Below are 12078 nucleotides of genomic sequence, written 5' to 3'. Positions count from 1 at the left end.
CGTGAAGGACGGACCAGCTTACCGCGCATCGCCGCCGACGCGGCGATCGCGGCGGCGGGGGTTCAGAGCAGCTCGAGCGTCTGCATCCCCGCCCAGGTCTCACCCGGGGGCAGTTCGATCGGCTTGAGCACCTGCGCGGCCTCGACGCACAGCATCTGCTTCCAGCCGCCTTCGGGCATGTCGGCCAGCGCGTCGCCCTTGGCCTGGCCGGGATTCCAGATCACCGCGTCCGTGAAGCCTTGCTGGCGGATCGCCACGCGGCGATCGCCGTCGCGCAGGGTCAGGTCGTGCTTCGCATCCTGGTAGATGCGGTCCGTCTCGCCATCCAGGCGCAGCAGGTCTTCGTGCTGGGTGCCGGCACGCTCGGCGGCGGAATCCCAGTACGCGAGACCCGACAGCCCCTGCACCGACGCCGACATGATCTGCGTCAGCCGCAGGTAGGTGTGCAACGCGGCCGTGAAGGACAGCGGCGCGTCGCCCTTGTTCTCGCAGGCGAGCTCGATCTGCAGCGCGCGGCCGGCGATGCGGATGCTGATCTCGGCCTCGAAGGCATGTGGCCAGACCATGCGCGTCGCGTTGTCGTCGGTCAGGCGCAGGACGGCGAGCGCGTCCTCCTTGCCCGACTCGGCGCTGACCAGTTGCCAGGGCTTGCCGCGCGCGAAACCGTGGCGCTGCAGCGGACCCCGGGTCGCGAACTGCGGAAAGATCACCGGCACGCCGCCGCGGATGGCCTGGCCCGTGGCGAAGGCGCTCTTGGGCGACAGGAACAGTTGCTCGTCGGCGCCGGCGGGCACCCACGACACCAGATGGGCACCGTGCAGCAGCAGCGTCGCGCGGGCGCCGCCGGGGGCGCGGAGTTCAAGGGCCTCCAGGCCCTGGTGGCGGGTGATGGCGATCGGAGTGGTCATGCTCGAAAAGAAAAAACCCACCGGCGCGAACCGGTGGGTGGTCGACCAGCCGGCCATCGAGGCCGACCGGTGTCGGGGTTCGGGACGAAGCCCTTAGTTTTTCACAACCTGGCGCGCCCGGGGACCCGGCAGTAGGCCATTGGGGGCGTAGACCAGACGGTTGCCCGCCAGACCCGCGATGTCGTAGCTGCGGTCCGTCAGGTTGCTGACGATCTGGTTGATCAGCGCACCGAGCAGGCCCTGGTTGTTGTTCTGCTGTTCGGCGCTCGACGCGCGGGCCTGGCCTTCCCACAGCAGCGCGCCGGTGCGGAGGTCGACCAGCTTGGCCTGCACCTCGACGATGGTTTCGCTCGTCAGCACCTTGTAGACCGACCCGTACTGCTTCACGCCGACATACAGCGCCGCGTCGGCGCCGAAGATCTGGCGCAGCTTGGCGGGGTCGATGTTGTGCGCGTCGGACGGCGTCGTGACGCCGTTGGTGCGCAGGGTCTCGTCGACCAGCGCCACCGGCAGCACGTAGTAGCCGGCTTCAGCCAGCGGCATCGACAGGTTGGACAGCACGCCGTAGGTGGCGTTCACGTCCGGCGTGTCGTTCACCGGCGGCAGCACCAGCAGGGACGCCGGCTTGGCGGCCTTGTACGCGGTGTAGTCGTAGGGCTTGGGCGGCGCTGCGCAGGCGGTCAGCGCGGCCAGCACGGCCACCGCGCCCAGGCGCTTGATCAGGGACATCAGGTTCGTCATGGTGTCGTTCTCCTGCACGCTCAGACGCCGCTCGCGGCCTTGGCGGGCGCGGCGGCCGCTGCGGCGGCGGTCTTCTCGGCAGGCTTCTTCAGCAGGAAATCCACGTAGGCGGCGGATTCCGGGAACAGCGCGCGTTCGGCTTCCAGGTGCGCTCGGGCGGCGTCGTCGTTGCCGACCTTCGCGTACAGCAGCGCCAGGTGGCCGTGCAAGCCCGGAGGCGTCGCTTCGTTCGCGGCCTTGTTCTTGATCAGCTGCGATTCGAGCTGCGTGATCTGGTCGCCGGGCGTGGCGCCGTTGGTCTTGAAGTACTGGTAGACGCTGGTCTGGTAACCGCTCCACTGGTACAGCGGCTTCTGCGGCGTGCCGCAGGCGGTCAGCAAGGCGGCAACGGCCGCGAAGGCGCTCACGCGGAGCGCGCGGGTCATGCGGATGCTCATGATCGGGCTCCGGTTCAGCGCGCGGCTTGCGGCTTCCAGGCGCCGCTGTCGATGCCGGCGACCATCGTGTTGACGGCTTCCTTGATGGCGAGGTCCAGGACCTTGCCGTTCAGCGTCGCGTCGTAGCTGGCGGTGCTGCCGAAGCCGACGATCTCGCGGGTCGACAGTTCGTACTCGCCGGCGCCCTGCGCGGAGTACACGACTTCAGAGGTCTGGCTGTTGACGATGTTCAACGTCACCTTCGCGTAGGCGATCTGCTTCTTGCCGCGGCCCAGCACGCCGAAGAGCGCCTGGTCGCCGACTTCCTTGCGGCCGAATTCGGTCACCGAGCCGGTCACCAGGAAATCCGCGCCCTTGATGGCCAGGTTGCTGTTCTTGAACTTGGCTTCCTGCTGCGCTTCCTCGAGATTGTCGCGGTCCAGCACGCTGAAGCGGTTGGTCTGCTGCAGATGCGCGACGAGGATCGACTTCGACTGGTTGCCCAGACGGTCGATGGCGTCGGCGAACATGCCGCGCATGAAGCTGGAGCGGTTCTCGAACTTGCCCACGGCGATCGGCGCGCGCTGACCCTGGTACTGGGCCGGCGCCGGCGTCGTGGCGCGGGGGACTTCGATGGTGCGGGACTGTTCAGTGGCGGCGCAGCCGACCAAGGCGGTCACGGCGAGCGCGATCGAGGCGCGACGCGCCAGGACGAGGAAAGACATGGGGACTCCCTGAAAGAAATGCCGGCTCTGTGCCGGCTGCCTCTCCGGTTTGGACCGGATGTGCGCAGTGTGCGTCATCGCACAAAGGCGAATCGGCCACGCCGAAAAGAACATCGGCAGGAGTGCGAGTTTTTCGCAGTCCTGCCGATGCAGTGTGATGTCCTCGCCGCACCGGTCGACCGGCGCGATCTAGGGACTGATGGGGTGGGCTCAGCGCTTGGCGCGGAACTTCCGCAGGGCCGCGATCTGCGCGGCCATCGCGGCGAACTCGCTTTGCGCCTTGGCGAAGTCGATGTCGCTCTTGGCGTTCTTCATCGCGTCCTCGGCGGCCTTCTTCGCGGCCTCGGCACGGGCCTCGTCGAGGTCCTTGCCGCGTATGGCGGTGTCGGCCAGCACGGTCACGACGTCGGGCTGAACTTCCAGCAAACCGCCGGCGACGAAGACGAACTCTTCATCGCCGTTGGGACGCTGGATGCGCACGGCGCCAGGCTTGATGCGGGTGATCAGCGGGGTGTGCTTGGGCAGGATGCCCAGCTCGCCGCCTTCGCCCGGCAGCGCCACGAATTTCGCCTCGCCCGAGAAGATCTGCTCTTCCGCCGAGACCACGTTCACGTGGAGGGTTGCCATTGCGTTTCCTTGATCGAAAGGTGGGAAGTCCGTTCGGAGATCAATGGAGCGCCGCTCTCGCGACGCGCCATCGACAGCTCTTTACTGGATCTTCTTCGCCTTCTCGAAAGCCTCATCAATCGTGCCGACCATGTAGAAGGCCTGCTCGGGCAGGTGATCACACTCGCCGTTCACGATCATCTTGAAGCCGCGGATGGTTTCCTTCAGCGGGACGTACTTGCCGGGCGCGCCGGTGAACACTTCCGCGACGTGGAACGGCTGCGACAGGAAACGCTGGATCTTGCGGGCGCGGGCCACGGCCTGCTTGTCTTCCGGCGACAGCTCGTCCATGCCCAGGATCGCGATGATGTCGCGCAGTTCCTTGTAGCGCTGCAGCACCGACTGCACCGAACGCGTCACGTTGTAGTGCTCTTCGCCGATGACGTTCGGGTCGATCTGACGCGACGTCGAGTCCAGCGGGTCCACGGCCGGGTAGATGCCCAGCGACGCGATGTCGCGCGACAGCACGACGGTGGCGTCCAAGTGGGCGAAGGTCGTGGCGGGCGACGGGTCGGTCAGGTCGTCCGCGGGGACGTACACGGCCTGGATCGAGGTGATCGAGCCGACCTTGGTCGACGTGATCCGCTCTTGCAGACGGCCCATTTCCTCGGCCAGCGTCGGCTGGTAGCCCACCGCGGACGGCATGCGGCCCAGCAGCGCGGACACTTCCGTGCCGGCCAGCGTGTAGCGGTAGATGTTGTCCACGAAGAACAGCACGTCACGGCCTTCGTCGCGGAAGGACTCGGCCATCGTCAGGCCGGTCAGCGCGACGCGCAGACGGTTGCCCGGGGGCTCGTTCATCTGGCCGTAGACCATCGCGACCTTCGACTTGCTCAGGTCCTCCTGGTTCACGACGCCCGCGTCGGACATCTCGTGATAGAAGTCGTTGCCCTCACGGGTACGCTCGCCGACACCCGCGAACACCGACAGACCCGAGTGAGCCTTGGCGATGTTGTTGATCAGCTCCATCATGTTGACGGTCTTGCCGACGCCGGCGCCGCCGAACAGACCGACCTTGCCGCCCTTGGCGAACGGGCAGATCAGGTCGATGACCTTGATGCCGGTTTCCAGCAGCTCCTGCGACGGGCTCAGCTCGTCGTAGGCCGGGGCCTTGCGGTGGATGGCGGCGGTCTTCTCGCGCGAGACTTCGCCGCGCTCGTCGATCGGGTTGCCCAGCACGTCCATGATGCGGCCCAGCGTCGGCTGGCCGACCGGGACCTGGATCATGTCGCCCGTGTTGTAGACCTCGCTGCCGCGGCGCAGGCCGTCGGACGAGCCCAGCGCGATGGTGCGCACCACGCCGTCGCCCAGCTGCTGCTGAACTTCCAGCGTCAGGGTCGTGCCTTCCATCTTGAGGGCGTCGAACACCTTCGGCATCTGGTCGCGCGGGAATTCCACGTCCACCACGGCGCCGATGCACTGAACGATCTTGCCCACCGATTGAGTGTTAGCCATTTCTTCGTTCCTTCAATTCAAATCTGTTGCCTGCGATCGATCGCGAGATCAACCGCTGATGGCGGCCGCGCCGCTGACGATTTCCGACAGTTCCTTCGTGATCGCGGCCTGGCGGGTCTTGTTGTAGACCAGCTTCAGCTCACCGATCAGCGTTCCGGCGTTGTCGGTCGCGGCCTTCATGGCCACCATGCGCGCCGATTGCTCGGACGCCATGTTCTCGGCCACGGCCTGATAGACCAGGGCTTCGGTGTAGCGCACCAGCAGCTCGTTGATCACGGTCGGGGCATCGGGTTCGTACAGGTAGTCCCATGCGTGACCCGCGGCGTCCGTCTCCAGCGACTCGGCCGTCAGCGGCAGCAACTGCTGCACCACCGGCTCCTGCTTCATCGTGTTGACGAAGCGCGTGTAGCAGAGATAGACCGCCGACAGCTTGCCGTCCGCATACGCGTCCAGCAGCGTCTTGACCGGGCCGACCAGCTTCTCGAGCTGGGGGCTGTCGCCGAGCTGAGTCGCGTGCGCGACGACCTTGGCGCCGATCCGGTTCATGAAACCGAGACCCTTGTTGCCGATCGCCACCACTTCGGACTTCTGACCCGCGGACTCAACTTCCTTGAGCTTGCCGGTCGCCGCACGAAGCAGGTTGGTGTTCAGACCGCCGCACAGACCCTTGTCCGTCGTGACCACCACGAAGCCCACCGACTTGGCGTCCGGATTCGCCACCATGAACGGGTGACGGTACTCCGGGTTGGCCTTCGACAGATTGGCGGCGATGTTGCCGACCTTCTCCGCGTACGGACGGGCCGCGCGCATCCGATCCTGCGCCTTGCGCATTTTCGAAGCGGCGACCATTTCCATGGCCTTGGTGATCTTCTTGGTGTTCTCGACCGACTTGATCTTGCCGCGAATTTCCTTGCCTGCTGCCATGATTTCTCCTGTGAGGGCCGGGTCTTGCCTGACTTCAGCGAGACCCGGTCATGGTTGCTTAGGCGAAGGACTTCTTGAACGACGTGATCGCGGCGTTCAGTTCAGCTTCCGCGTCCTTGTCCATCGCCTTGTCGTTTTCCAGCTTGGTCAGCAGGGCGGCGTGCGAGGTCTTCAGGAACTGGTGCAGGCCGTGCTCGAACGGCAGGACCTTCTTGACGTCGATGTCGTCCATGAAGCCCTTGTTCGCGGCATACAGCGAGGCGCCCATCAGGCTGATGGACAGCGGGCTGTACTGCGCCTGCTTCAGCAGTTCCGTCACGCGGGCACCGCGGTCCAGCTGCTTGCGGGTCGCGGCGTCCAGGTCGGAAGCGAACTGCGCGAACGCAGCCAGTTCTCGGTACTGGGCCAGGTCGGTACGGATACCGCCTGACAGCGACTTGATGAGCTTGGTCTGGGCAGCGCCACCGACGCGCGACACCGAGATACCGGCGTTGATCGCGGGACGGATGCCGGCGTTGAACAGGTTGGTTTCCAGGAAGATCTGGCCGTCGGTGATCGAGATGACGTTCGTCGGGACGAAGGCAGACACGTCGCCGGCTTGCGTCTCGATGATCGGCAGCGCGGTCAGCGAGCCGGTCTTGCCCTTGACTTCACCCTTGGTGAAGGCCTCGACGTACTCGGCGTTCACGCGGGCGGCGCGCTCCAGCAGACGGCTGTGGAGATAGAACACGTCGCCGGGGAAGGCTTCGCGGCCCGGGGGACGGCGCAGCAGCAGCGAGACCTGACGGTAGGCGACGGCCTGCTTGGACAGGTCGTCGTACACGATCAGCGCGTCTTGACCGCGGTCGCGGAAGTACTCGCCCATCGTGCAGCCGGAGTAGGCCGACACGTACTGCATCGCAGCGGATTCGGACGCGGACGCGGCGACGACGATGGTGTACTCCATCGCACCAGCGGCTTCCAGGGCGCGCACGACGTTCTTGATCGAGGACGCCTTCTGTCCGATCGCGACGTACACGCAGGTCATGTTCTGACCCTTCTGGTTGATGATCGCGTCGATCGCCACGGCGGTCTTGCCGGTCTGGCGGTCGCCGATGATCAGCTCGCGCTGGCCACGGCCGACGGGCACCATCGAGTCGATCGACTTCAGACCGGTCTGCACCGGCTGGTCGACGGACTTGCGGGCGATCACGCCCGGGGCGACCTTCTCGATGACGTCGGTCATCTTGGCGTTGATCGGGCCCTTGCCGTCGATCGGCTGACCCAGCGCGTTCACGACGCGGCCGATCAGCTCGGGGCCGACCGGCACTTCCAGGATGCGGCCCGTGCACTTGACGGTGTTGCCTTCGGAGATGTGCTCGTAGGCGCCCAGGATCACGGCGCCGACGGAGTCGCGCTCCAGGTTCAGCGCCAGACCGAAGGTCTGCGTGCCGTCCGGGGCGACCGGGAACTCCAGCATTTCGCCTTGCATCACGTCGGACAGGCCGTGCACGCGCACGATGCCGTCGGACACGGACACGACCGTGCCCTGGTTGCGCACGTCGGTGGACGCGCCAAGGCCTTCGATGCGGCTCTTGATCAGTTCAGAAATTTCAGCAGGATTCAGTTGCATTGCTTGCTCCCAGCGGCATCCCGCCGAAGCGGGACACCAGGGTGAATCGGGGGGATCTCAGGCAGTCGGGCCGAAGCCTGAAGCCGAGGCTTCAGGCAGTCAGCGCCACTTTCATGCGTTCCAGACGGGCCTTCACCGAGGTGTCCAGCACCTCGTCGCCGACCACCACACGGATACCGCCGATCAGGCCAGGCTCCAGCTCAACCTGCGCTTGCAGCTTGCGGCCGAAGCGCTTCTCCAGCGACGCGACCACGTCGGCCAGCTGGGCCGGCTCGATCGGGAACGCGCTGTAGATGTGCGCATCGGACACGCCGGAAGCGGCGTTGGCCAGTTCGTGGAACTGCTGGACCATCGCCGGCAGCGCCGACAGGCGGCCGTTGGCGATCACCTCGCGCAGGAAGTTCTGAACGCCGGGCACCAGCGACTGCTTGCTCGCCGCGGACACCACCTGGAACACCTGCTCGGTGGTCACCTTGGGGTCTTCGGCGAACTGGCGCAGTTGGCTGTCGCCGGCGACGAGCGCCAGCGCGGCGAGCTGCTCGTTCCAGGTCTTGAGGTCCTGGGAGGACGCGACCTGGAACAGCGCTTCGGCGTAGGGACGGGCAATGGTTGCGAGTTCAGCCATGATTACAGCTCCGTCTTGAGACGGTTCAGCAATTCGGCGTGCACGCTGGCATTGACCTCGCGCTGCAGGATCTGCTCGGCGCCCTTGACGGCCAGCGCGGCGACCTGCTCGCGCAGGGCCTCGCGGGCGCGCACCGACTGCTGCTCGGCTTCAGCCTTCGCAGCGGCGATGATCTTGGCGCCTTCGTCGTCCGCACGCTTCTTCGCTTCGTCCACGATCGCGGCGCCGCGCTTCTCAGCGTCGGACAGCAGCTTCGTGGTTTCGTTGCGGGTCTGCGCCAGTTGCTCGTCGACCTTCTTGTTGGCGTTGGCCAGCTCGGCCTTGGCCTGGTCGGCGGCGGTGAGGCCGGCACGGATCTTCTCCGCGCGCTCGTCCAGTGCCTTCACGATCGGTGGCCAGATGAACTTCATCGTGACGAACACGAGAAGCGCAAACGGGATCCACTGGATGAAGAGGCTAGCGTTGATATTCACGGCACGATCCTTTCAGTCGTGAAAGGGTTCGGGCTCGATCAGCGAGCGACGGTGGCGAGCAGCGTAGCGGCGAACGGGTTGGCGAACGCGAACAGCAGGGCGATGGCGACGCCGATCAGGAAGGCCGCGTCGATCAGGCCGGCCAGGATGAACATCTTGGTTTGCAGTTCGTTCATCAGCTCGGGTTGACGGGCCGACGATTCCAGGAACTTGCCGCCCATCAGCGCGATGCCGATGGAAGCGCCGATCGCGCCCAGACCAACGATGATGCCGCAAGCCAGAGCGACCAGACCGAGGATGTTTTCCATGTTTTGCTCCTGAGAGAGTTAGATAAAAGGGAAAGGGAAAAGGAATCGAGAAACTGAGGGAACGAGGCTGTCCGTCCGGATCAGTGCGCGTCGTGCGCCTGGCCCAGGTAGATCAGCGTCAGCATCATGAAGATGAAGGCCTGCAGCGTGATCACAAGGATGTGGAACAGCGTCCACACCGTGCCCGCCAGGACGTGGCCGATGGCCAGGCCGATGCCGGTTCCGGTGAGGGCCCAGCCGCCACCCATCAGGGCGATCAGCATGAACACGAGTTCGCCGGCGAACATGTTGCCGAACAGTCGCATGCCATGGGACACCGTCTTGGCGATGAACTCGATGACCTGCATGAGGAAGTTGAACGGCCACAGCGCCCAGTGGTCGCCGAACGGCGCGGCGATGAGCTCATGGCCCCAGCCGCCCACGCCCTTGATCTTGATGCTGTAGAAGAACACCAGCGCCAGGACGAAGGTCGACAGGCTCAGCGTGGTCGACAGGTCGGCGGTCGGGACGACGCGCTGGTAGGCGTGGTGCGGGTCGTGACCCGTGGCGCCGACGTACCAGGACCAGGCCGACGGCAGCGCGTCGACCGGGATCATGTCCATGGCGTTCATGAAGAAGATCCACACGAACACGGTCAGGGCGACCGGTCCGATGACGCGGCGGCTCTTCTCGTTGTGGATGACCGACTTGGCCTGGTTGTCCACCAGTTCGACCAGCATCTCGATGGCCGCCTGGAAGCGGCCCGGCACGCCGGCATGAGCCTTGCGTGCGACTCGCCAGAGAAGGAACACGGCGAACAGGCCGAGCACCGTCGAATAGATCAGCGAATCGAAATTGAAGACGCTGAAGTCGACGATGCCCGTCTGCTTCACGTCCTCGAAGGCGAAATTCTTCTGCCAATGCTGCAAATGGTGGGTGATGTATTCACCCGAAGTCGGCGCGTGCCCTTCTGCTGCCATGGTTGTATTTCCGTCTCTATTTTCTGATTCGACCCCGCCGAAGCAGGGCCAGCCAATTTGCCTTCAGGGTCACGACGAGGGTCGAGAGCATTGCCGCCCAACTCAACGATGCGAAACCCACGGCGACCGCCACCAGGATGGCGACCGCCAGAATGATCTTCACCAGCTCCCAGACCGCGAACGTGAGCATCGGCGTGCCCGCGTCCCTGGCTGATTGCCGCGTCATGCCCCACGCCATCAGCGCGTTCGGCACGACGACCGAGACGGCACCGAACAGCGCCGACCAGGTTTTGTCGGCTTGCAGGGACAGCAGACCCCACAGCGCGACCATGATGGCGCCCGCCGCCGCCTGCCAGGTCAACAACGACCAGACCGACATCACCGGGAGCCGGGCTCGCAAGTCCTGCGCTTCTTCTCGCGTCAGGGGCTTGAAAGCCGGTTCGCCACCCGCATCTCCTTCGATTCCATCGTCCCAAGGATCCTGGCTGGCGATGCCACGGTCGTTCGTCGGAACGGGCCGGGGCGGCTCTGCGGGCGCTGCGGGCGACACCAAAGGTGCGCGCGCTGGATCGGGATTCACGGCGTCAGGGGGCGAGCTGCAAAACCACGGGATTATAGGGGTTCTGACCTTACGAACCCTTAACAGGCCGTGGCGCCTGCCCATCCGCGCCGACTTGACAGCCTGTGCGATCCCCGCCTAGGGCTCTCCCGAGCCCTGTTCATCGGCTTTCCCATCACTTCCAGCACCCGCGCTCGCGCGGTGCGCGCGCAACACCTGGCCCCTTCGGGCCGGTTCAGCCGGGCCAATGCGCGAACTGGACTGGCAGTCCAGGCACCGGCACCCGCATCTTCAATACGCACCCGGCCCAGGGCTGGGCGGCGAGCTCCGCCTCGCTGCGCTTTTCCCGTGCAGTGGTGACGAAAAGGGTGCGCAGGTCTGCACCACCGAAGGTCGGCATCGTCGCGCAGCGCACCGGCAGCTCGACACGTGTCAGCACGTCGCCCGACGGCGAGAGCCGCAGCAACTGCTGCCCTTCCATCATGGCGATCCAATAGGCGCCCTCGACGTCGACGGCGGCGCCATCCGGCCGGCCGCCGTAGCTTTCCAGCGACTGTTCCGGCGCGCGCTTCTCGAAGCGGGCGAAAACTTCGCGTGGCCCGACAGTGCCGGTTTCAGCATCGAAACTCAACCGGTAAATCTCATGGGCCTTGGTGTCGGCCCAGTACATCGTGCGTCCGTCGGGGCTCCAGGCGAGGCCGTTGGACACGGTGATGCCGTCCTGTACCTGTTCGAACTGGCCGCCGCGCAGGCAATACAGCGCCGATTCCGGCTGGCGTGCGTCGTCGATGGTGCCGACCCACAGGCGCCCCTTCGCATCGGCCTTGCCGTCGTTGAAGCGGCGCTTGGAGGCGTCGTACGGCGGATCGAGCAGCTTCTCGTAATCGCCGGTCGCCGGGTCGAAGCGCCAGAGCCCGTTGCGTTGCGGGATCAGCAGCTTGCCGTCGGTCAGCGGCACGACGCAACCCGGCTCGTCGTTGAGTGGCCAGCGGGTCGGTTCGTCCGCGCCGTTGTCGAGCCGGAACAACGCCTTGCCCGGGATGTCGACGTAATAGAGGCATTGCTCCAATGGATGCCAGAACGGCGATTCGCCGAGCAGCGCCGGCGTCAGCGACGCGGGCTCGAGACGGAAAAGGTCGTCCGAGGACGTCGTCGAAGCGGCATGGGGCTGTGGGCTCATGCCCCGATGCTATGCCGGTAACCCGGCGAAACCGATCACCCTCGCGACGAATCGACCAGGATCGGATCGCGCGACCGAGCCGGGGCCGATCGGGATCAGCCCAGATCGACCTTCAGGTAATGCGCGCCGGCGATCGGATTGAAGTAGTACGGCGGGATCTCCTCGAAGCCGAGGCTCTCGTACAGATCGCGCGCGGCCTCCATGTCGTCGAGCGTGTCGAGCAGCATGCTGGAGTAGCCCGCCGTGACGGCGCGATCGATCAGCGCCTGCGCCATCGTGCGGCCCAGGCCGAAGCGGCGGAACGCGGGGCGGATGAACAGGCGCTTCATCTCGCAGGCGTTGGCGTAGTCGGAATCCGTCATCGGCCGGAACCCGCCGCAACCGGCGATCTGGCCGTCGACCAGCGCGAGCAGGAGGGTGCCTTGCGGCTCGTCGTACTCGCCGGGGAGCGAGGCCAGTTCCTGGTCGAAGTTCTGGAAGTCGAGGTCGACGTCCAGGCTCTGCGCGTATTCGCGCATGATCGCGCG

The 12078-nt window shown here is 65.7% G+C and carries 15 protein-coding genes; all 15 read right to left on the bottom strand.

Annotated elements, in window-relative coordinates; genetic code table 11:
- Positions 1-62: 62 nt before the first annotated feature.
- The 15 genes from AC07OZ_RS11310 to AC07OZ_RS11240 all read right to left on the bottom strand — a co-directional run bounded on the left by AC07OZ_RS11310 (position 63) and on the right by AC07OZ_RS11240 (position 12069).
- On the bottom strand, positions 63-908 hold the full coding sequence (locus tag AC07OZ_RS11310) for a D-hexose-6-phosphate mutarotase (protein WP_495467223.1): 846 nt from the start codon (positions 906-908) through the stop codon (positions 63-65).
- 93 nt (positions 909-1001) lie between these two features.
- Positions 1002-1649, bottom strand: a complete 648-nt coding sequence (locus AC07OZ_RS11305) for a DUF799 domain-containing protein (RefSeq protein ID WP_495467222.1) — start codon at positions 1647-1649, stop codon at positions 1002-1004.
- Positions 1650-1669: 20 nt separating this feature from the next.
- The gene (locus AC07OZ_RS11300) at positions 1670-2086 is read right to left on the bottom strand and encodes a DUF4810 domain-containing protein (protein ID WP_495467221.1); all 417 of its coding nucleotides are present in this window, start codon (positions 2084-2086) and stop codon (positions 1670-1672) included.
- Positions 2087-2100: 14 nt separating this feature from the next.
- Positions 2101-2790: a CsgG/HfaB family protein gene (locus AC07OZ_RS11295; RefSeq protein ID WP_495467220.1), complete on the bottom strand. Its 690-nt coding sequence runs from the start codon at positions 2788-2790 to the stop codon at positions 2101-2103.
- 210 nt (positions 2791-3000) lie between these two features.
- Positions 3001-3417, bottom strand: a complete 417-nt coding sequence (locus AC07OZ_RS11290; protein WP_088405913.1) for a F0F1 ATP synthase subunit epsilon — start codon at positions 3415-3417, stop codon at positions 3001-3003.
- Positions 3418-3498: 81 nt separating this feature from the next.
- Positions 3499-4911 (bottom strand): F0F1 ATP synthase subunit beta, encoded by a 1413-nt coding sequence (atpD, locus tag AC07OZ_RS11285; RefSeq protein WP_495467219.1) that lies wholly within the window; start codon positions 4909-4911, stop codon positions 3499-3501.
- A 48-nt stretch (positions 4912-4959) separates the two neighbouring features.
- Positions 4960-5835 carry a F0F1 ATP synthase subunit gamma gene (atpG, locus tag AC07OZ_RS11280; RefSeq protein WP_297530792.1) on the bottom strand — a complete coding sequence of 292 codons (876 nt, stop codon included), beginning with the start codon at positions 5833-5835 and terminating at the stop codon, positions 4960-4962.
- 58 nt (positions 5836-5893) lie between these two features.
- Entirely contained in the window at positions 5894-7447 is a 1554-nt protein-coding gene (gene atpA, locus AC07OZ_RS11275; protein ID WP_495467218.1) for a F0F1 ATP synthase subunit alpha, read from the bottom strand.
- A gap of 91 nt (positions 7448-7538) precedes the next feature.
- Positions 7539-8072, bottom strand: a complete 534-nt coding sequence (locus tag AC07OZ_RS11270) for a F0F1 ATP synthase subunit delta (protein ID WP_495467217.1) — start codon at positions 8070-8072, stop codon at positions 7539-7541.
- A gap of 2 nt (positions 8073-8074) precedes the next feature.
- Positions 8075-8545: a F0F1 ATP synthase subunit B gene (locus AC07OZ_RS11265; RefSeq protein ID WP_495467216.1), complete on the bottom strand. Its 471-nt coding sequence runs from the start codon at positions 8543-8545 to the stop codon at positions 8075-8077.
- 38 nt (positions 8546-8583) lie between these two features.
- Entirely contained in the window at positions 8584-8853 is a 270-nt protein-coding gene (gene atpE, locus AC07OZ_RS11260; RefSeq protein WP_067066400.1) for a F0F1 ATP synthase subunit C, read from the bottom strand.
- 80 nt (positions 8854-8933) lie between these two features.
- Complete coding sequence (gene atpB, locus AC07OZ_RS11255) at positions 8934-9812, bottom strand: F0F1 ATP synthase subunit A (protein ID WP_495467215.1); 879 nt, start codon at positions 9810-9812, stop codon at positions 8934-8936.
- 16 nt (positions 9813-9828) lie between these two features.
- The gene (locus AC07OZ_RS11250) at positions 9829-10191 is read right to left on the bottom strand and encodes an ATP synthase subunit I (protein ID WP_495467214.1); all 363 of its coding nucleotides are present in this window, start codon (positions 10189-10191) and stop codon (positions 9829-9831) included.
- Between the two features lie 415 nt (positions 10192-10606).
- The gene (locus AC07OZ_RS11245; RefSeq protein WP_495467213.1) at positions 10607-11551 is read right to left on the bottom strand and encodes an SMP-30/gluconolactonase/LRE family protein; all 945 of its coding nucleotides are present in this window, start codon (positions 11549-11551) and stop codon (positions 10607-10609) included.
- A gap of 95 nt (positions 11552-11646) precedes the next feature.
- On the bottom strand, positions 11647-12069 hold the full coding sequence (locus AC07OZ_RS11240; protein WP_495467212.1) for a GNAT family N-acetyltransferase: 423 nt from the start codon (positions 12067-12069) through the stop codon (positions 11647-11649).
- Between the last annotated feature and the right edge of the window lie 9 nt (positions 12070-12078).

This window comes from Roseateles sp. GW821-FHT09G03 (assembly GCF_059416045.1).
This window is presented reverse-complemented; position numbering and strand designations above follow the sequence as displayed.